This is a genomic window from Alicyclobacillus mali NBRC 102425 (genome assembly GCF_001570745.1).
Classification (GTDB): Bacteria; Bacillota; Bacilli; order Alicyclobacillales; family Alicyclobacillaceae; genus Alicyclobacillus; species Alicyclobacillus mali.
Genome location: NZ_BCSG01000003.1, coordinates 228,474 through 245,954, shown reverse-complemented (window position 1 = coordinate 245,954; position 17,481 = coordinate 228,474). Strand labels below are relative to the sequence as shown.

Genomic DNA, 17,481 nt, shown 5'->3' with positions numbered 1-17,481 from the left:
TCGCCGAGTGAGGGCGGGGCCGACGAGTCGGAGAGCGAACCAACCTCGGATGCGAAATCACGAAGCTTCTGGAGAAACCCGGCGTTTCTCATACTTCTTGGTCTTACACTCGGCATCAACCTGGGCTACCTCGGTCCGACCGCCGTCGGCATCCCTCTGTTTGTCTCTTCCGCATTGCATGGCAATGCTTCCATCTACGCGTTGATGGTCGGGTGTGAGGCGGCCGGATCGCTCGCGGGCATGTTGCTGTTGACGTTCACAAGCAGATTTCGCGTGTCGGTGCATCTGTTGTTGGGCGGCCTGTACGTGGGCACGTTGTTTTGGCTCCTCATTCCGCTCTATCCGCACGTCGCATGGTGTGCTTGTCTGATGGCCCTCAGCATGGCGGCCTTCGTCTGGGTCAACATTCAGTCCATCTCGCTCATTCAGATTTGGTTTCGCGGGTCTTCGCTCGCGTCCGTGATGTCCATTTTATGGACCGCCGCCATCGTGCTCGGGCCCGTTTCATACGCGGTCGATGGGGCACTCCTGAAGTGGCTATCCATCCAGGTGCTGTTCATCGCATCCGCTTGCCTCATTGCATTCGTGGTGACGGCGGCGCTGATCTGCATTCTGGTGAGGCCGACGTGGATCCCTCAGCAGGCAAAGGCGTCCGAGGTGGCATGAGGAGGCGCGCGGGATAGCGTAGCGGTGTGCTTGCGGAGAACGTGGTTGATGCAGGTGGCACTGCCCCGGTCGTGTTGCAGATCGACCGGGGCGCGACATGCTTGTCGGAGCCGAATCTCATCTCGACGAGGCCATCAAGACGCGGGCGGGCTCGGTTGGTTGGAACCGTACGCGACGTTGAATCCGTCGGTGTCGGAGTCGGGCGCGGATGGCACCGAAACCACCGCGTTGTTTTGCACCATGTAGCCGCCGTCGGACATCGTCAGGCCCGGGTTGCCGCCGTTCACGGTGCCGGGATCGAACGTGGTCTCGCCGTAGTTCGCGAGGGTGGCGATCCGGCCGCCAATCTCAGGCGCCTCCTGGATCCACTCAGCGGAGGAGCCTGGGCCCGAGTACGACTGCGTGGTCGAGAACGTCTCGTTGCGCGTGACGTCGGTCAGGGTGATGGTCCACGTCCCGTTGCCATTGTTGTGAATGTGAGCGCTCATGTGATCTCCCGGCGCGATGGTCATGGAGGAGATGACGGTCTCAGGCGCGGGGAGGATCTCCCACCAGGCGTCGTATTGCGCGTGGCCGTTCACATAGTCCTGCTCGGTGCCGGTCTGGATGAGATCGCTGTTGTTGAAACCATCAATACCAATCCAACTGGATGAGTACGTATTTTTCTTGGAGGGGCTCACCGCGGGCACAATCCAGTTGCCCGTGATGTCATTGTACGTGCTGCCGGTGACCGCATACCCGGACCAGTTCGAGGCGGACCAGCCGAAACTGGACGCCTGGATGCTGTTGGGCTTCGGCGCCGTGTTCGGTGAGAGCGCTTGCCGAGGCGCGTGATAGATGGCGGGTGCCGCAGGTGCTGCCGCGATGTGCGGCCATGCCGCGAGTGCTCCGGCCGCGAAAAGCGATGCGGTCGCCAGAGCTGGCGCTTTCCATGCCTTGGTGCTCATCATGCATAAATCCCCCTTTTGATGGCGCGGTGCGGAACGAGCGAGTCTTGCGAAGCTCGCTATCTGACCAATATTCAAAACAGTTTGGCCAGAATCCTCTGGGTGGGGCTTCCACGCCGCTCACCAGTTCGCGGGCAGCATGGTGTAACTTGCGGCGAAGATGAGGACGCCGGCGATGACGCACGGGATGAAAAGCACCGTAAACCGCGCGGCCTGGCGGGGGCTCGAAAGGCTCTTCCTCCACACCAATGCGTACCAGGGGAAGAGCAGCGTGAGCGTCATGAGAGCCGCAAATTGAAAATGGATGTCCTGCGGGAGAATGGGGATCATCAGGCGATCATCGGGTCTTGGGTGGAATGCAAGGTACAGTGCGGTCAGGCCGACGAGCGGAAGCGTGGCGGCCGCCATCTTCCGCGCGAAGTCCTGCTTGCCGCTGTTCTGGTAGGATGCGTGCCAAATGCCGCCCCAGATAGCGGCGTACGTCGCAAAGGTGACGGGACCTGAAATCGCGTAGCTGTACGATCCCGTCAGGGGAATCAAGAGAATCGACAGAACATTGCACACAACGTATAGGCCCAGCGTGATGAGGATTTGACCTGCGAAGAAGGCCGCCATCGCTCCCCAGGGGGTTCCGCGCTCCGAGGTGGACATGGACCTACCTCCCCAACCATTCTTTTCTTTTTGTTTACCATATGATAGAAGATGGGTCAACGCAATATAAGGGCGTCGCAAACGGAGCAGGTGGGGTATGATCGTTCCGATAGAGGGGAGGGCCTGAAGGATGAAACACATGTTTCACTATGAAGGCAGGTGGACCGGTGGTCGAGCGGGCAGCGGAGAAATCCGGGCTGGCGGCCTGCAAGCGACAGTGACAAGACCTGCGCAAATGGGCGGTCCAGGCATTGGAACGAATCCCGACGAAATGTTGCTTAGCGCAGCTGCCACTTGCTATATGATGACACTCGCGTTCTTACTCGAGGCGCGCAAGATTCCCGTCATGGATCTGACGGTCTTTTCGACCGGCGTGTTCTCGGAGGAAGGTGGACTTCACTGTGACTCCATCGCCCATCGGCCGAAAATTCTTTTGGACGGCGAAGGGAACGGAGTTGTTGATCTTGCTATGCAACTCGCGCGAGAAGCGGAGTCCCGTTGTATGGTGTCGCGGGCGCTTGCTGGTAACGTATCCATCTCTGTGGAACCTGAAGTGTTCGTGAACGACGGGCGCTAGTCGCTCGCCGCGGCGTCAATCCGTTGGGTATCTCGGGGACCTCGTCCTCGAAAGCGTCCGGCGATAACCCCTCAAGGAGGCAACATCCATGCAGGAACTCTCAGGCCGCACGCGCCAACTGGTGTTCGCCAGCATGCGCCGATTCGCCGATCTCGTCGCGGACGAACCGGACGCCATCATCCTCACCATTGGCCAGCCGCACTTTCCCACACCTGCGCACATTGCGGAGGCCGCCAAGCGGGCCATTGACGAGGGCTTCACGTCGTACACCCCAAACCGCGGCATCCGCCCGCTGCGCGAAGCCGCCTCTGCCTACTATGAGCGCTTCACCGGGCATCGATATGATCCGGACCGCGAGGTGCTCGTCACCGTGGGGACCACGCACGCGATCGACATCGCCATGCGGGCGCTCCTCGCGCCAGGCGACGAGGTGATCATTCCTGCGCCCGCCTACCCCGGCTATGAGGGCGCCGTGCGTTTGGCAGGGGGACATCCCGTCTTCGTCGATACGCGGGCCACGGGCTTTCTCCTGACGCCGGACGCGCTTCTGCAGGCCGTCACGCCGCGCACGAAACTGCTCATTCTCGCCTCTCCCGCCAATCCCACCGGCACCGTCTACAGCGAGGAAGAGCTTCACGCGCTCGCTCGGGTGTGTGTCGAGCGGGATCTGTACGTGTTGTCGGACGAGATTTACGCCGAGCTTCAGTTTGACGGATCGCCCGCCAGCATTTCGCGCATGCCGGAGATGCGGAATCGGACCATTGTCCTTCATGGGCTATCGAAGTCCCACAGCATGACGGGGTGGCGGATTGGGTTTGCGTTCGCGCCGGCGTCCATCGCTGCGGAGATGGCGAAGGCCGCGCAGTTCAGCGTGAGCTGTCCGTCGAGCATCAGTCAAATGGCGGCGCTTGAAGCGCTGACCTGCGGCCACGAGGACAGTCGGCCGATGCAAGAGGCGTATCGCATGAATCGCCATCTCGCCGTGCAGGCGCTCCGAGGCATAGGTGTGCCGGTGGTCGAGCCCGCGGGCGCGTTTTACGTCTTTCCCGAATTGCCGAAGGCGTTAGGCATGACGTCGGACGCCTTCTGCGAGGCGCTGGCGCGGGAGTCCCATGTGGCGCTCGTTTCCGGGACGTGCTTCACGCGGTACGGCGAGGGATATGTGCGCATTTCGCTCGCGTGTCCTCCGGAGGCGTTGCAGGAAGCGCTCGGCCGCATCGCGCGCTTCGTCGAGCGGCGCCGGCAAGGCTGAGAAACTCGAGCGAACAGGCATGGCGCGGCACCGGCGGCATGGGGCTCGGACGCACGAGATGGCCGCGGCGGGCGGGATCGCATGAAAAGGGCGCGCGCAGCCCACATTATGGGCGAACCCGTCCGTCGGAGGCGATGGCATGCGTACCAAATCGAGGCGAACCCGAGTCGCCGTCGGCGCCGTGCTGTTTGCGCTGATTGCCGTCATTCTGCTGTTGTTCCGCGTCCACCGCTATTTCATCATGCATTGGCTCTAAGACCCTCAACCCTCGTACCGCCGCTCGGCGAAGTACGGGATGAGCACGCGCAGCGCCACGTCGATGCATCGCTCGTCCGGGAGCATCTTGGCGTGGTGCAGGCCGTACGGCGTGGCCGCGCCGAGCCAGAACAGGAAACCAGGGATTTCGCGCAGAAAGTAGCCGAAATCCTCGCCCGTCATGGCGGGCGGCACCTCCTGCACCTGGGCGAGCCCGGCCTCCGCGACAAACCGCATAAAGCCGCGGGTGAGGCGCTCGTCGTTGTACACCTGATAGTAATTCGCGCCGTAGTCGATCTCGGCCTGGCAGTTGAACATCCGCTCAATTCCCGCTACCACCGCCTCAATTCGGTTCTTGAGCCGGGGCATGGTGGCCGCGTTGAGTGCTCGCATTGTGCCCTCGAGGCGCGCGCGCTCGGCGATGATATTCATCTTCGTGCCCGACTCCAGCCGCCCCACGGTGATGACCGCGCTGTCCAGCGGATCCACGTTTCGCGCCACGACGGTCTGCAGCGCCGTCACGAGGTGTGCGCCGGCCACCACCATGTCGTTGGCCCGGTGCGGATAGGCCGCGTGCCCTCCTTGGCCGACGAGATCGATGAACAACTCGGACGTGTTGGCAAACAGGACGCCGGGCCGGATGCCGATCTCGCCCACGGCCATGTCAGGCTGCACGTGCAAGGCGAAAATCATCTCCGGCCGCACGGCCTGAAACGCCTCGCTCGCGAGCATCGGCTGCGCGCCGCCCGGGCCCTCCTCGGCGGGCTGAAACACCAGGACGAGATCGTCCGGCGGAGGGTTGTGGGCGAAGTGCTGGGCGAGGCCGAGCGCGACGGCCATGTGCACGTCGTGCCCGCAGGCGTGCATCATGTCCTCATGGCGCGACGCGTACGGGACGCCCGTCTCCTCCGCCACGGGCAGCCCGTCCATGTCCGCGCGCCAGCCCACGCGCCGCTTCGGACTGTGTCCCTTCACGAGCGCGATCACGCCCGTCTCCCACGTGCGGATCTCCAGGTGATCCTGCGGCAGCGCCTGCAGATACGCGAGCACCAGCTTCTGCGTTTCAAACTCCCGAAACCCGGGCTCCGGGATCTGGTGCAGGGCGCGCCTCGCTTCGTACACGTCCCACGTCATCACAGGCGCCTCAGCTCTTCCTTGATTTCGATCTTGCTCGCCTCCACGTCCTCAATCCGCTTGATGACCTTGGCCGGCACGCCCGCCACGACGGTTCCCGGCGGCACGTCCTCGATGACCACCGCGCCCGCGGCCACGACCGCGCCCTTGCCCACGCGCACGCCCTCGAGGATCACCGCGTTGGCGCCGACGAGCACGTTGTCCTCGATGACCACCGGCTTCGCGGACGGTGGCTCAATGACGCCTGCCAACACGGCGCCCGCGCCGATGTGGCAGTTGGCGCCCACCGTGGCGCGCCCGCCGAGCACGGCGCCCATGTCGATCATCGTCCCAGGCCCGATCTCTGCGCCGATGTTGATGATGGCGCCCATCATGATCACGGCGTTTTCGCCGATCTTCACCTTGTCGCGAATGATGGCGCCCGGCTCGATGCGCGCCGGGATGTCCTTCAGATCCAAGAGCGGAATGGCGCTGTTGCGGCGATCCGCCTCGACCTCATAGTCCTCGATGAGCTCGCGGTTTTGCTGCAGGAACGCCTGAACGTCGTTCCACTCGCCAAATACCACGCCCGACGTGGGCCCGACAAACGGACGCAGGCCCTCGGGAAACGCGATTTCATCCAGCTTGCCGCGCAGATACACCTTTACAGGCGTCTTCTTCTTGCTTTCCGAAATATAGCGAATGATCTCTTCAGCCGTCTGCATCGTCCTGATTCCTCTCCACGTTCGAATTTTGCGCGACGCCAATCCAGCATGCGCCCCGATGGTCCGCGTGATATGATGGCATCAGAAGAAAGGGAGGATGTTCCATGAGTACGCACATCGGCGCAAAGCCGGGCGAGATCGCCGAGCGCATCCTGCTTCCGGGCGATCCGCTTCGGGCCAAGTATATCGCGAACACCTACCTCGAGGGTAGCGCCTGCTACAACGAGGTGCGCGGCATGTTCGGCTACACGGGCCGCTACAAGGGCGTGCCTGTCTCCGTGCAGGGCACAGGCATGGGCGTGCCGTCCATCAGCATCTACGCGCACGAACTGCTCGCGGACTACGGCGTGAAGACGCTCATCCGCGTCGGCACCTGCGGCGCGATTCGCCCCGAGGTCCGCGTCCGCGACGTCATCCTCGCGATGAGCGCCTCCACCAACAGCGCGCCCAATCGTCTCCGGTTTGGCCACGCGCAGTATGCGCCCACGGCGAACTTCGATCTGCTGCGAACCGCGCACGAGATCGCCCGGGAGAAAGGAACATCCATCCACGTCGGTTCCGTCATGACAACGGATCTATTTTACGCCGACGGAACGGCGGATTTGGAGCGCTGGGCGAAATTCGGTATGCTAGCGGTGGAGATGGAGAGCGCAGAACTGTTCACCCTGGCCGCCCAGTTTGGCGCGCGGGCCTTGTCGATTCTCACGGTAAGCGATCACGTCCTCACCGGCGAGGAGACGTCCGCGGAAGAGCGAGAGCGATCCTTCGGGGACATGGTCGAGATCGCGCTGGAGACGGCCATTCGGTTCTAGGCCGCGCACTTGAGAACACCATCTCCGTCGGCCCTGGCTCGCATAGACGTCCGGCTCAGCCGGAACACTGAGTGGGGGCAAGAGAAATAGATATCACGTGTGGAGCAGGAAAGGGTGTTCTATGATGCAGGTCGGCCTCATTGGTCTCGGCAAGATGGGCCACAATCTGGCGCTGAACATGATGGACCACGGGCACCAGGTGGTGGCGTACGATTTGCACAAGCCGGCGGTCGACGCCGTCGCCAAGGAGGGCGCGACGCCGGCCACTTCTGTTTCCGACCTCGTGTCGAAACTCACACCGCCGCGCATTGTGTGGCTCATGGTCCCGCACGGCAAGCCGGTGGACAACCTCATCGATCAGTTAAAGCCGCTCTTGCAATCGGGCGACATCATCATTGAAGCCGGCAACTCTCACTACAAGGACAGCGTCCGCCATGCGGAGGATTTGAAGAAGAGTGGCATTCACTTCTTCGACGTCGGCACCTCGGGCGGCATGGAAGGCGCGCGCCACGGCGCCTGCTACATGATTGGGGGAGACCCGGAGGTCTTCAAAACCATCGAGCCGCTGTTCCGCGACACGGCCGTTCCCAATGGTTACGTGTACACAGGGCGCGCCGGGAGCGGCCACTTTGCGAAGATGGTGCACAACGGCATTGAGTACGGGATGATGGCGGCCATCGGTGAAGGCTTCGAGGTGCTGGAGAAGGGCCCGTTTGACTACAACTTCGCCGAGATCGCGCGCTGCTGGTCGAACGGTTCGGTCATCCGCGGCTGGCTCATGGAGCTGGCGGAGAAGTCGTTCCGCGAGGATCCGCGGCTGGAAAAGATCAAAGGCGTGGTGCACGCTTCGGGCGAGGGGCAGTGGACGGTGCAGGAGGCGCTGGAGGTTCAGGCGGCCGTGCCGGTCATCGCCACCTCGGTCATGATGCGGTACCGTTCGATGCAGGACGACTCGTTCAGCGGCAAGGTGCAGGCGGCGCTTCGCAACGAGTTCGGAGGTCACGCGGTCGAGCGGGCGTGATCGCAGCCTAAGACGGCGGTGGCGGCGCGCCACCGCCTTTTGCATGGGGGAGGAGGCACAGCGTGCCAAAGCGGGCCACCATCCAGGACGTCGCGCGAGCGGCCGGGGTGTCCGTCACCACGGTCTCGCGCTACTTGAACGGGCGCTACGAATCCATGAGCGAGAAAACGCGAGAAAAGATTGCAGCGATCATCGCGGAACTCGGCTACCGGCCGAATGCGCTCGCCAAGGGGTTAAAGGCGCAGCGGACGGAGACCGTGGGCGCGATTGTGGTCAACATGAGCTACCCGTTTTGCGTCGGCTTTCTGCGCGCGTTCTCGCGGACGCTTGGCGCGGCCGGGTACCACCTCATGGTGGCCGAGTCCGAGGGCGACGCAAAGCGGGAGCGACAGCTCATCGAGTCGTTTGTCGCCAACCGCGTGGAGGCCATCGCGCTGCAGACGAGTGGCGCCAACAACGACTACCTGGAGGAATTGGCGCGTGAGATGCCGGTGGTGCTGGTCGATCGCGCCTTCGCCCTGCCGCACGCGTACGCCATCGGCACCAACAATCGCGACGCTTCGCGCGAGATTGCGTGGCAGCTGTTCGACCTCGGCTATGACCGGGTGGTGTATCTGACCGAGGACGAGCGCGGGATCCCCACGCGGACGGATCGCCTGGAAGGGTATCTGGACGCGTGCCGCGTGGCGCTGCGGGAGCCCGTGGTGATGCGCGTGCGGCGCGGCGATCCGTCTTCCTTCCACGAAGCGCTCGCCCGCGTGGATGCGTGTGCGCGCAAGGCGCGTACCGCCGTGTACACCGCGAATGGCCTCGTGCTGATGGAGTGCTACCGGCCGCTTCGGGCGCTCGGCCACAAGGTGCCGGTTCAGCTCGGCATTGCAACCTTCGACCAGCCGGACTGGGCCGATCTCGTCGATCCGCCCGTGACCTGCGTCCGCCAGCCCGTGGAGGAGATGGGCGAAGCGGCAGGGCGGATCATCACCGCACGCCTGCGGGGGGAAGGAGTAACTGCGGAGGTCCTCGTCGTGCCGTCCACCGTCGCGATGAGGGGGTCGACGGGGCGGGGATAGGTGCCCGGTTGCGAGGGCCTGGTCATCCGTGCGTGGCGCAGCCGATGGACGACCCATGGAGGATTGCCTCTTGGCTCAGTTTGAGGTATGGTTGCATACAGAATGGCAGATGTGTGCGCTGCAGGCATGCAAGATGTGAGGTGAATCGTCATAAGCTTTTGTCGATTTCGACGAGTTTGCCTGGCACGCCTGATCCTTTATGGTAATGTCTGATCCTGCGAGACAGGCCAGACTGCGCGACTGCAAAGGCCTACCTCGTCGTGGCGAAGTGGGAGGGATTTTCATGGCGCAGGCGTCTGCGGTCACGATGCGCCTTCTTTGGGTAGCAAACTGGGCGTCCAAGATCGGAGATGTTTGGTTTGAGACAGCCCTCATCTGGTATTGGAGTTTGACGCTCCACCGTCCCCAGACTCATGTTCACGCTGCCAGGGCTTCTGAGTGCCGTCATGGGCGTGTTTGCAGACCGCTTGAGGGGTAAGCTGCTCATCGTGTCATCCGCATGGTTCCAGGCGCTCCTTTGCGTCGGACTGGCCGCCTTCGTGACGAATAGCGCGCAGGTCGGTCTGGTGTTGGCGCTTATGGGATGTCTCGAGGTCCTCGGGGTTCTCCGCGGGAGCGCCATCAACGTGGTGGCTGGGATCATCACGCCCGAGGAGCGGGCCCAGTTCATCGGCATTCTTCACGGTGTCGTGTCTGGCATTCGGCTGGCTGGGCGCTTGCTCGCGGCAAGCTCGCTTCTTTGGTTCAGCATTCGAGAGATCGCACTGCTGGACGGGTTATCGTTCGTCATTGCAGGAGCCTTGTATCTTTTTCTCCCTTTGCCATGGTTGGAGAAAAGGGCTGGTGAGCAGCGTCGTACGGTTTGGGCTTTCTTCCACGATCTCGCCGAAGGTGTGCACAAAGTCAAGCGTGATGGGCTTTCCACGCGCCTGTTGCTCATCTTCTTCCTGTCGGGGCCATTAATGGCGGTGGTGAGCAACGACTTGGCGTGGCGAATTGGGCGGAACATCCATGCGCCGAGCTGGGCGTACGGCCTGTCCATCGCGATGGAGATGGTCGGGGCCATGGTTGCGGGAATGCTGGGGGCAAAGCTGTTTCGCAAAGTTGCGCAACGGTATGGCGTAAGCCTGGTTTTTCTCATCGACTTCGTTCTGCTTGGTCTCTGCGTGCTGGCGATAGGCGTGTTTGACTCCGTTTGGATCCCGATGCTCAGCATGTTTGTCATGGGCGTGTTGCAAGCTGCGCAGAATGTGTTGGCTCCATCGTATGTCTTAGCGTCGTTTCCCCACGAGGTCATTGGGCGGGTTGCGTCCGTCTTTTCCACCGTCGAAGTCGGAAGCCAGGCAGTGGGAAGTGCCGTGCTCGCCGTTTGCGCCTCGTTTCTCTCGGTTCAATGGATGTTTGTCACCGCTGGCCTTCTGACGCTCGTGAGCGCGCCAGCCCTGTTGGTTCGGATCAAGGGAGGACTTGTGACAAGTCCGACGGCCAGGAATGTGTGAAGAGCGTGGGGACAGGCGGGTGTGCTCAGAAAGCGCGCCGGTTTGTGAACGAATCGCACACAGAGGGGGCTAGGGTCGTGAATGTGCTCTGGCAGCAATATGAATGGATTCGTGCCACCAGAGAAGCACTTTTTGCGTTTTTAGAGCAAATTCCAGCGCGTCATCTCCATACGGCCCTCCCTGGCTTCGGAAGCGGCAGCATCATCAGAACGCACATCCACGTGGCAGACTGTTATCTGTATTGGCTGGGACGTTTTGGGTTAGGCCAAAACGACTTTGCCTTCGCATCGGAGGAAGAGATCATAGGTTCAGATGTGAAGCGTGTTCGCAAGAGATTTGATTTGGTGAATGAAACAGTGGAACGATTTGTTCAAGTTCATGATGGTCAGTGGGATCGGACCATTTGTTGCGACGTGCGGTGGCAAGAGGAACCGCTGAAGACCACGCCCCTATGGCTGTTGACACACGCAGTGACCCATGAGTTCCACCACAAGGGGCAAATCGTCGCCATGGCGCGGCACCTTGGCCACGTTCCTCCGGACACTGATTTGGTGCTGCCATAGGATAGGACAGAGCATCACGGAGCCAGGGAAAAGTCGCGGGCGCATCGATTTGTGTCAATGCGCCTGCTTTCGAGCAAGTTCTTCGATTTTTTGCTTGGGAAGGCCCGTCATCTCGGCGATGTCCTCAATCTTCATGCCCTTTCCAAGCATATTTCGGATGATTTCCATATGCCCTTCCATACGCCCTTCTTCATACAACTCTTCTGCCAACTTCGACACGGTCCTCAACTCCCTGCACAGTTGACTTCGGTTATGTGCACGTGGCCATCGCGTCATCCTTCTGCTCCCATGGACGGAATCGGCCGTTCTGGTACGGGACTCGATAACACAATGGAGGTGACGATTTGACCAAAGGGCACCAGCGCGTCGATCACGCGTTCCAGGTGTTCCATGGACATCGCCACGACCTTGAGAAGCAAGCATGCGTCGCCCGTCACGCGGTGGCATTCGAGCACCTCCGGCATCTCCCTCACTGTGGCGATCGCGCTACTGTATCGGCCGCCGTGGACCGTGAGGCGAATAAAGCACTGCACTGCATACCCTACTTTCTTCGGATTCACCGCGGCGTGGTAATTCTCAATAATCCTCTCCTCTTCCATCTTCCGAACGCGCTCCGCTACAGCAGGCGGAGACAATCTGACCAGATCCCCGAGCTCACGATATGAGGCGCGCGCGTTTCTCTGAAGATACGTGAGGATTTGCCAATCGATCTGGTCCAATTCATACATCGAAAGTTCAACCCCAAATCTCTTTCAAATCCGAAGAAAAACACGAAGCATTGCTTTTGTTCATGCATCCCGGATCGCACTTTCGCTTTGTATCATACGGTTCATGGAGCGGCGGCCGCAAGATGGAGGGATGCAGCGTGTCAGAGCACGACGTGCCAAAACGGCTTGGCAAATCCGTGGGGCTCCTTATGACGTTGGTATTCATGATTGTCTTGGTTGGCTCGGATGAAATGGTGTTGTCTCCGATACTCTGGCAAATATCGAACGCGTTCCGTGTCTCCGTCAGTCAGGCCGCACTGGCGGTCGGTGTGTACGGACTCGCCCTGGCCCTTGGCGCACCCGTCTTGTCTCGCATCGGCGACCGTAAGGGTGCGGGTGCTGCATTATGGCTGGGCATGGCGGGATTCGTCGGAGCATCGGCTCTCTGTGCGTGTTCGACAAGTTTTCTCGAATTTTTGCTGGCGAGGTTCTTGTCCGGACTCGCGGCAGGGCTCACGGTGCCGAGCGCGTACGCGCTTGCTGGCGCATCGGTTTCGGACGAGTTTCGTGGGCAGGCGCTGGGTTGGGTGGTATCCGGCTGGTCGTGGTCCTTTATCCTCGGCGTTCCTCTCGCCACATGGGTCGATCGCGCCCTAGGCTGGCGTTGGATGTTCATGGCGTTCGGCATTGCCGCGATACTTCTCATGCTGTTCATGGCATGGTCACTCAAGCGGAGTCACTTGTTTCTTACCAATCGAGCGGCCGCGCAGGTCCGTGCACGCAGTGCAACGGCGGATTTCCGTCGGCTGACGGGTGTCGCGGCTCTCCTTATCGCCACGTTCGGCAACATGTTCGGATTTTACGGGATGTACGCGCTTTTTGGTGTGGCCTGGCATCTGCATGCGCTCTCCTCGCATGTCCAAAGTGGCACCCTGCTTCTCGTCTATGGTATCGGGTTCGCAACGAGCATCGTGACGGGCCGGTGGGCGGATCGATGGGGACGTCAGAGGACACTTGTGATCAGCCTCGTTGTCCTGACAGCCGTCATCCTCGTGCTACCTTATTCGATGAACGAAATCGGGCTCATATCAATATCGCTATTCGCCTGGGGGGCGTTTCAGAGCTTCACGGTGACACTCCTCACCGCGTCCTTGAGCGAATATTCGGAGGTACACCGACATCAAATCATGGGGTGGTACAGTTTTGCCACGAATATGGCCGTGACTCTGGGGCCAGCGACGATGGGGTGGCTTGGCGTCCGCGCCGGGTACGCGACCGTCTCCTTGCTCTGCGCCGCGATCACGGCTGCAGCCAGTGGGAGCGCGTGGCTGGCATCGAAAACTGCGCCGCGCAACCTAAGGGAGAGCGTGGGAGGTCGCGATGGCGTCTTGTAGTTCATGCCTATTTGTCTTCGGGATTCACGCGCGTAGGCACGTGAAGAAACATTCATCAAATAGTTGTGACTTAATGGCCGGGATGAGAGAATGGAAGAAAGTTGTTCAGTGCGTGAGATTGTGCGATTCCATCTTGGCGCTCGTGGCTAGACTTCGGCTGCAGGCCCGAAACCGGGAGAGAGGTGTCCTTCTCGTGAACACCTTGTTGGAGTGGTTCCTATCCTTGTTCGCCAATGTGTTGCAGGCGCTCACGTGGTCTCGCTGGGCAGAGCGCTGGGCTCGGCGGAGAGATCGACATGAACACCCTAAAGACCGTTTTCACTGAGGGCCGTACAGAGACGGGTGCATATCGCAGCTTGACTGCGGCAAGGTGGTGTCAGGCTTGACGGTTGGCGTACCCGGAGACTGGCTGGACTTTGTGCGTGCTCATCTCCCGGGTCTCGCTGTGGATCGGCTGGACGTTCACGACGAAGGGTGGGACCACTGGGTTGTGGTTGTGAACCGCGCTTGGGTGTTCCGATTTGCCCGCCGGCCAGGCGTCGCAAAGCGGCTCTGCATCGAACAGCGTGTGCTCAACCACATTGACGATCGCGTCCTAAAAGCGGGCGTTCGCGTACCGAGGCCGAGTCCCGTGAGGGACGCGCGTGGGCGGGTCATTGGGAGTCGCTATCCATTCATTTCCGGGGAGCCTCTCGCGCCGCGCTGTTGGACGGCGTGGACGCATCGACGACTGACCGAATTGCCGAGCATCTCGGCTCCTTCTTGACGATTTTGCATGACGCCGATGTTTCCGCGTTTCAGACCCAGGGTGTACCGGCCTTGCAAGCCGAATCCTTCTGGCAACAGGATTGGCGTGAGATCCAGGATCGCGTCTTGCCCCTGCTGGATTGCGACGAGCGTCGAGCGGTTCTTGCTCGATTTGCGGACTTTTTCGACCAAGCCGTGAGCGGCACCCTTCCGCAGGCGTTACTCCATGGCGATCTCACGCATGCACACATCTTGTACGACCCGTGCGTCACCGAAGCCATCAGCATCATCGACTTCGGCGACGTGCAAATTGGCGATCCGGCCTATGATTTCGCTGGGCTGTACTGGGATTACGGGCCAGCCTTCGTTCAGAACGTGCTCGACCACTATGCGGCTGGCCAGGGCAAGTGGGATGTCCACGCGTTCCGCGCTCGCGTCGAATATCTCGGCCTGCGGGTGGGGCTTCGAGAACTTCTTCATGCGGTGGAACATCATCACACCCGCCGCATGCGCGAGATCCGGGCCGAGCTTCGCGCCTCCCTCTCGCTCCTGTGAACCTTGGTGAACGCGAGAATCGCGCGGCGCTGTGCTCAACTTGGGGGCACGATGCTTACCCAGTGTCCCTTCACCTGCGCTTGGCCCGACGCATGATTCACGCGCGGCGCACAGCCTCAAGCGCTTCGCGAGCCTGTGCCACGTGGCGCTGCTCGTGGTAGCCGACAAACTCGAGCCACTCGCGCAGCGATAACTCCCCGAGCACCGGATGGGGGACGGGCGCTCCCAGTTGCGCCAACTCTTCAGGTCCGCCCAAGGCTCTCGCGGATTCGATGAGCGTCCGGCGCGCGTCCTCCAGCGCTTGGCGCAGCGCATCGCGCGACTTCGGTTCGTCCGAGGGGCGGATGAATTCCGGCGCCTCAAGCTTCACTGACCGATCCGCCGCTCGCTCGACGCCCTTCGGCGTCCCGGTGTAAGGCCGGCGATCCTTGGCGGCGCGCCGGAAGACCGGGATGATGGACATGTCGGTTTTCCAAATGTGCTCCAGCACTTGTGCAACGCTCCAGCGCCCGGCTCCTGGCGATGCGTTGAACTCCTCATCCGTGGCGCTGTCGATCACGGCCAGCGTCTCGCGGTGCGTCGACTCGACGAATGCAAAACTGTCCATGGTCACGGTATCAAGCTCCTTAGATTCGGTTGGAAGAATAGAACCACGCGTTCGGTTGTCGCACGTCAGCGTTGCAAGCGTTCTCATCCCGTGGCGTCGGAACAATCAGACGTTCTCTTGGATTAACATTTAAGCTATCACAAGCCTTCCGGCAAACTCAACAGGCTGGATGACGTTTGGGGTACGGTCTATTTATACGGAAGATATCGTATGAACCATTTCTATATCTTTCTCGCTGCTTTGTTCCTGTTGTATCTTGCTTTTGTGCTTCTTCGGGTTCGGAAGCAGCCCGTCAAACGTGACTTCGCGAACGCCTATTTCTTTACGCTCGTGACATTTTTCATCGCCATTCATCCGAGTCAGCTGTTCACACTTAGCTTCCTCCTGACCATCCTGACGCTCTACCACGTTTACATCCTGGTGAAGCGATGACGTCGCGCGCCTCGCCTTCTTCATGTGATCCGCCAATCATGTCACGCGGACGGCGAATGGGTGGCAGCTTTTGCTCAGTCTCATTATGTAAGTCTATCTATCATAAATTCTTCTGAGAGGTACAATGGTGCGATACAATATCTGCGAAAAGCTCTCTTTTGGGGAGGGATTTCCGCCGTGTACACACGCGAATCGCTGATTGAGTTGATCCGACAGGCAAAACAGGAAAGAAAATTAACATGGGGCGAGATTGCACAACACGTCGGCGTGCCCGAGATCCACTGCACTGCAGCGCTGCTGGGCCAGGGGACCTTGCAGCTTCATCAGGCCGAGCGCGCTGTGGAACTACTCGGCCTGCCAGACGAGGCTGCGCAGATGTTGACGGTTCCGCCCTATCGAGGGGGCGTATCGATGCCGCCGACCGATCCCGTCCTGTATCGGCTGTACGAGATCATCCTGGTGTATGGGCCGGCCTTTAAGGAAATTGTGCACGAAAAGTTTGGCGACGGGATCATGAGCGCCATTGATTTCGAGATGCACGTCGAGCGGGAATCCAACCCGCACGGCGATCGCGTCCGCGTCATCATGAGCGGAAAGTACTTGCCGTATCGCACGTTTTGATCAGGGGGTAGTCACCCGAGGCTCTAATCTAATGCGTAAGGGCATGGCACCCGCGTCGATATCCCGGAAGGCCCTGCTGGTGTATGCATTGACAGAAGATTTATGATCATCGGCAAAGGCTTTCGGATGGAGGCGCGGGTCGTGATTTGGTTTCTCGTCCCTCTCGCCATTCTCATCCTCGCATGGCTCTGGCCGCTACTTTGGTATGCGGCGGTCCAGGGACGCGTCGAGTGCACCATCGCGTCCGAGCGACGCGAATGCGAGACCGGGGAACGCGTTCCTGTCGAGATCGACGTCATCAATCGCAGCTTCGTGCCGCTGCCATTCGCCGAGGTGCGCGTCCGCCTGCCTGAAGGGCTGTCCTTCCACCCCTCGGTCCAACGGCCTGACCTCTGCGTCATCACCCGCGTCTGGATCAAATCGCGGGCGCGCATCAGGGTTCAGGTCTACGGGGGGCGGCGCGGTCCGCAGATTCTCTCGGACGTGAGCGTCGTCGGACACGAAGGGTTCGGCTTAGCCATCCGTCCGCTCGCCAGAGCCTCAAACGCCATCTGGCTGGCCATTCGACCCGCGCGGCGCGCCAGCCACGCGCACCTACCCTTCCGTATGCTCCAGGGTCTTCGCGCCGCACCTCGCGCGCTTGTTGCGGATGAGACGTGGGTCCGCGGGGTCCGCCCCTACCAGTATGGCGATCCCGTCCGCCACATCGACTGGCGCGCGACGGCGCGGCTCGGTGACCTCGTCGTAAAACAGTTCTTTCCCACTGCGCAACGCCAATTCCTCGTGATCCTCAACGCGCAGGTGAGCGAGCCGCACTGGCTTCGCTACCATCGCGAGGCCTTCGAAGCGCTCTGTGATGAGCTGAGCGCATGGGCGGATGGGCTGCACCGCGGCGGCGCGGAAGTTCTCTTCGCGACCAACGCGTCTGTGAGCCTGAGACGGCTCAAGTCGGCGCCGGATCGCATCACGCCCAGTGCACTCCGGTCTCTCCTGGCTCACGCGCATCCCTATGCGGCCTATGGCCTGGAGGCCCTCCTGTTGCCGGTGCTCCGCGCGCCAGACGCTTATCCTGGGGAGCTCATTCTCTTCAGCTCCTGGGAGTCCGCGCGCCACACGGCGGCTCTTCGCCAGCTCGAGTGCATGGGCAAGGCTGTCCACGTGGTTCGGCCGAAGCTCCGCGAGGACGGAGGTGAGAGTGACGGCCATCACGACCTGCTCCACCGCATCTGAGCGCCGCAGCGCGGCATGGACGAACCTTCCACTCTCA

21 protein-coding genes are annotated in these 17,481 nt (G+C 61.1%); 14 read left to right on the top strand and 7 right to left on the bottom strand.

Features of this window, described 5'->3' with window-relative positions; translation table 11 throughout:
• The coding region (locus AMA01_RS13875) for a hypothetical protein (protein ID WP_197459969.1) at nt 1–666 on the top strand (666 nt) is incomplete at its 5' end.
• A gap of 134 nt (nt 667–800) precedes the next feature.
• Here AMA01_RS13875 and AMA01_RS02670 read toward each other — a convergent pair.
• Both AMA01_RS02670 and AMA01_RS02665 read right to left on the bottom strand, forming a co-directional pair.
• The gene (locus AMA01_RS02670) at nt 801–1,616 is read right to left on the bottom strand and encodes a G1 family glutamic endopeptidase (RefSeq protein WP_067846851.1); all 816 of its coding nucleotides are present in this window, start codon (nt 1,614–1,616) and stop codon (nt 801–803) included.
• Nucleotides 1,617–1,733: 117 nt separating this feature from the next.
• On the bottom strand, nt 1,734–2,264 hold the full coding sequence (locus AMA01_RS02665; protein WP_067846849.1) for a hypothetical protein: 531 nt from the start codon (nt 2,262–2,264) through the stop codon (nt 1,734–1,736).
• 130 nt (nt 2,265–2,394) lie between these two features.
• Here AMA01_RS02665 and AMA01_RS02660 point away from each other — a divergent pair, with 130 nt between their 5' ends.
• Both AMA01_RS02660 and AMA01_RS02655 read left to right on the top strand, forming a co-directional pair.
• A complete protein-coding gene (locus AMA01_RS02660) occupies nt 2,395–2,841 on the top strand; it encodes an OsmC family protein (protein ID WP_067846846.1) in 447 nt (148 codons plus the stop codon).
• An 88-nt stretch (nt 2,842–2,929) separates the two neighbouring features.
• Nucleotides 2,930–4,093: an aminotransferase class I/II-fold pyridoxal phosphate-dependent enzyme gene (locus AMA01_RS02655; protein ID WP_067846843.1), complete on the top strand. Its 1,164-nt coding sequence runs from the start codon at nt 2,930–2,932 to the stop codon at nt 4,091–4,093.
• 261 nt (nt 4,094–4,354) lie between these two features.
• Here AMA01_RS02655 and AMA01_RS02650 read toward each other — a convergent pair whose 3' ends face one another.
• The gene (locus AMA01_RS02650) at nt 4,355–5,482 is read right to left on the bottom strand and encodes an N-acetyldiaminopimelate deacetylase (RefSeq protein ID WP_067846840.1); all 1,128 of its coding nucleotides are present in this window, start codon (nt 5,480–5,482) and stop codon (nt 4,355–4,357) included.
• A complete protein-coding gene (gene dapD / locus AMA01_RS02645; protein WP_067846837.1) occupies nt 5,482–6,186 on the bottom strand; it encodes a 2,3,4,5-tetrahydropyridine-2,6-dicarboxylate N-acetyltransferase in 705 nt (234 codons plus the stop codon). The genes AMA01_RS02650 and dapD overlap by 1 nt, the downstream gene beginning before the upstream one ends.
• A gap of 104 nt (nt 6,187–6,290) precedes the next feature.
• Here dapD and deoD point away from each other — a divergent pair, with 104 nt between their 5' ends.
• From deoD to AMA01_RS02620, 5 genes are all read left to right on the top strand, one after another.
• Nucleotides 6,291–6,998 carry a purine-nucleoside phosphorylase gene (gene deoD / locus AMA01_RS02640; RefSeq protein ID WP_067846834.1) on the top strand — a complete coding sequence of 236 codons (708 nt, stop codon included), beginning with the start codon at nt 6,291–6,293 and terminating at the stop codon, nt 6,996–6,998.
• 124 nt (nt 6,999–7,122) lie between these two features.
• The gene (gene gnd, locus AMA01_RS02635) at nt 7,123–8,019 is read left to right on the top strand and encodes a phosphogluconate dehydrogenase (NAD(+)-dependent, decarboxylating) (RefSeq protein WP_195867349.1); all 897 of its coding nucleotides are present in this window, start codon (nt 7,123–7,125) and stop codon (nt 8,017–8,019) included.
• Nucleotides 8,020–8,081: 62 nt separating this feature from the next.
• Nucleotides 8,082–9,089, top strand: coding sequence for a LacI family DNA-binding transcriptional regulator (locus AMA01_RS02630; protein WP_067846830.1), 1,008 nt, complete (start codon nt 8,082–8,084; stop codon nt 9,087–9,089).
• A 446-nt stretch (nt 9,090–9,535) separates the two neighbouring features.
• Nucleotides 9,536–10,588 carry an MFS transporter gene (locus tag AMA01_RS02625; RefSeq protein ID WP_231862790.1) on the top strand — a complete coding sequence of 351 codons (1,053 nt, stop codon included), beginning with the start codon at nt 9,536–9,538 and terminating at the stop codon, nt 10,586–10,588.
• A 77-nt stretch (nt 10,589–10,665) separates the two neighbouring features.
• The gene (locus AMA01_RS02620) at nt 10,666–11,151 is read left to right on the top strand and encodes a DinB family protein (RefSeq protein ID WP_082743906.1); all 486 of its coding nucleotides are present in this window, start codon (nt 10,666–10,668) and stop codon (nt 11,149–11,151) included.
• A 54-nt stretch (nt 11,152–11,205) separates the two neighbouring features.
• Here the strand turns inward: AMA01_RS02620 and AMA01_RS13495 are convergent, their stop codons facing one another.
• Both AMA01_RS13495 and AMA01_RS02615 read right to left on the bottom strand, forming a co-directional pair.
• The gene (locus AMA01_RS13495) at nt 11,206–11,370 is read right to left on the bottom strand and encodes a hypothetical protein (protein ID WP_231862789.1); all 165 of its coding nucleotides are present in this window, start codon (nt 11,368–11,370) and stop codon (nt 11,206–11,208) included.
• A 53-nt stretch (nt 11,371–11,423) separates the two neighbouring features.
• Nucleotides 11,424–11,879 (bottom strand): Lrp/AsnC family transcriptional regulator, encoded by a 456-nt coding sequence (locus tag AMA01_RS02615; protein WP_197459968.1) that lies wholly within the window; start codon nt 11,877–11,879, stop codon nt 11,424–11,426.
• Between the two features lie 137 nt (nt 11,880–12,016).
• Here AMA01_RS02615 and AMA01_RS02610 point away from each other — a divergent pair, with 137 nt between their 5' ends.
• The 3 genes from AMA01_RS02610 to AMA01_RS14000 all read left to right on the top strand — a co-directional run bounded on the left by AMA01_RS02610 (nt 12,017) and on the right by AMA01_RS14000 (nt 14,554).
• Nucleotides 12,017–13,252 carry an MFS transporter gene (locus tag AMA01_RS02610; protein ID WP_067846827.1) on the top strand — a complete coding sequence of 412 codons (1,236 nt, stop codon included), beginning with the start codon at nt 12,017–12,019 and terminating at the stop codon, nt 13,250–13,252.
• Between the two features lie 382 nt (nt 13,253–13,634).
• Nucleotides 13,635–14,018: a hypothetical protein gene (locus tag AMA01_RS14005; RefSeq protein ID WP_231862788.1), complete on the top strand. Its 384-nt coding sequence runs from the start codon at nt 13,635–13,637 to the stop codon at nt 14,016–14,018.
• Complete coding sequence (locus AMA01_RS14000; protein ID WP_231862787.1) at nt 13,967–14,554, top strand: aminoglycoside phosphotransferase family protein; 588 nt, start codon at nt 13,967–13,969, stop codon at nt 14,552–14,554. The genes AMA01_RS14005 and AMA01_RS14000 overlap by 52 nt, the downstream gene beginning before the upstream one ends.
• A 97-nt stretch (nt 14,555–14,651) precedes the next feature.
• Here the strand turns inward: AMA01_RS14000 and AMA01_RS02600 are convergent, their stop codons facing one another.
• On the bottom strand, nt 14,652–15,161 hold the full coding sequence (locus tag AMA01_RS02600) for a DinB family protein (RefSeq protein ID WP_067846916.1): 510 nt from the start codon (nt 15,159–15,161) through the stop codon (nt 14,652–14,654).
• Between the two features lie 210 nt (nt 15,162–15,371).
• Here AMA01_RS02600 and AMA01_RS02595 point away from each other — a divergent pair, with 210 nt between their 5' ends.
• The 3 genes from AMA01_RS02595 to AMA01_RS02585 all read left to right on the top strand — a co-directional run bounded on the left by AMA01_RS02595 (nt 15,372) and on the right by AMA01_RS02585 (nt 17,444).
• Nucleotides 15,372–15,593, top strand: coding sequence for a hypothetical protein (locus tag AMA01_RS02595; RefSeq protein ID WP_067846824.1), 222 nt, complete (start codon nt 15,372–15,374; stop codon nt 15,591–15,593).
• Nucleotides 15,594–15,770: 177 nt separating this feature from the next.
• A complete protein-coding gene (gene cynS / locus AMA01_RS02590; RefSeq protein ID WP_067846821.1) occupies nt 15,771–16,214 on the top strand; it encodes a cyanase in 444 nt (147 codons plus the stop codon).
• A 141-nt stretch (nt 16,215–16,355) separates the two neighbouring features.
• On the top strand, nt 16,356–17,444 hold the full coding sequence (locus AMA01_RS02585) for a DUF58 domain-containing protein (RefSeq protein WP_067846914.1): 1,089 nt from the start codon (nt 16,356–16,358) through the stop codon (nt 17,442–17,444).
• Nucleotides 17,445–17,481: the final 37 nt, after the last annotated feature.

What these genes read in the sequence shown, in the direction of transcription:
- AMA01_RS02615 (WP_197459968.1), bottom strand. Translation starts at nt 11,879, where the DNA reads ATGTATGAATTGGACCAGATCGATTGGCAAATCCTCACGTATCTTCAG.
- AMA01_RS02650 (WP_067846840.1), bottom strand. Translation starts at nt 5,482, where the DNA reads ATGACGTGGGACGTGTACGAAGCGAGGCGCGCCCTGCACCAGATCCCG.
- AMA01_RS02670 (WP_067846851.1), bottom strand. Translation starts at nt 1,616, where the DNA reads ATGATGAGCACCAAGGCATGGAAAGCGCCAGCTCTGGCGACCGCATCG.
- gnd (WP_195867349.1), top strand. Translation starts at nt 7,123, where the DNA reads ATGCAGGTCGGCCTCATTGGTCTCGGCAAGATGGGCCACAATCTGGCG.
- dapD (WP_067846837.1), bottom strand. Translation starts at nt 6,186, where the DNA reads ATGCAGACGGCTGAAGAGATCATTCGCTATATTTCGGAAAGCAAGAAG.
- deoD (WP_067846834.1), top strand. Translation starts at nt 6,291, where the DNA reads ATGAGTACGCACATCGGCGCAAAGCCGGGCGAGATCGCCGAGCGCATC.
- AMA01_RS02595 (WP_067846824.1), top strand. Translation starts at nt 15,372, where the DNA reads ATGAACCATTTCTATATCTTTCTCGCTGCTTTGTTCCTGTTGTATCTT.
- AMA01_RS02625 (WP_231862790.1), top strand. Translation starts at nt 9,536, where the DNA reads ATGGGCGTGTTTGCAGACCGCTTGAGGGGTAAGCTGCTCATCGTGTCA.
- AMA01_RS02600 (WP_067846916.1), bottom strand. Translation starts at nt 15,161, where the DNA reads ATGGACAGTTTTGCATTCGTCGAGTCGACGCACCGCGAGACGCTGGCC.
- AMA01_RS02660 (WP_067846846.1), top strand. Translation starts at nt 2,395, where the DNA reads ATGAAACACATGTTTCACTATGAAGGCAGGTGGACCGGTGGTCGAGCG.
- AMA01_RS02655 (WP_067846843.1), top strand. Translation starts at nt 2,930, where the DNA reads ATGCAGGAACTCTCAGGCCGCACGCGCCAACTGGTGTTCGCCAGCATG.
- AMA01_RS02665 (WP_067846849.1), bottom strand. Translation starts at nt 2,264, where the DNA reads ATGTCCACCTCGGAGCGCGGAACCCCCTGGGGAGCGATGGCGGCCTTC.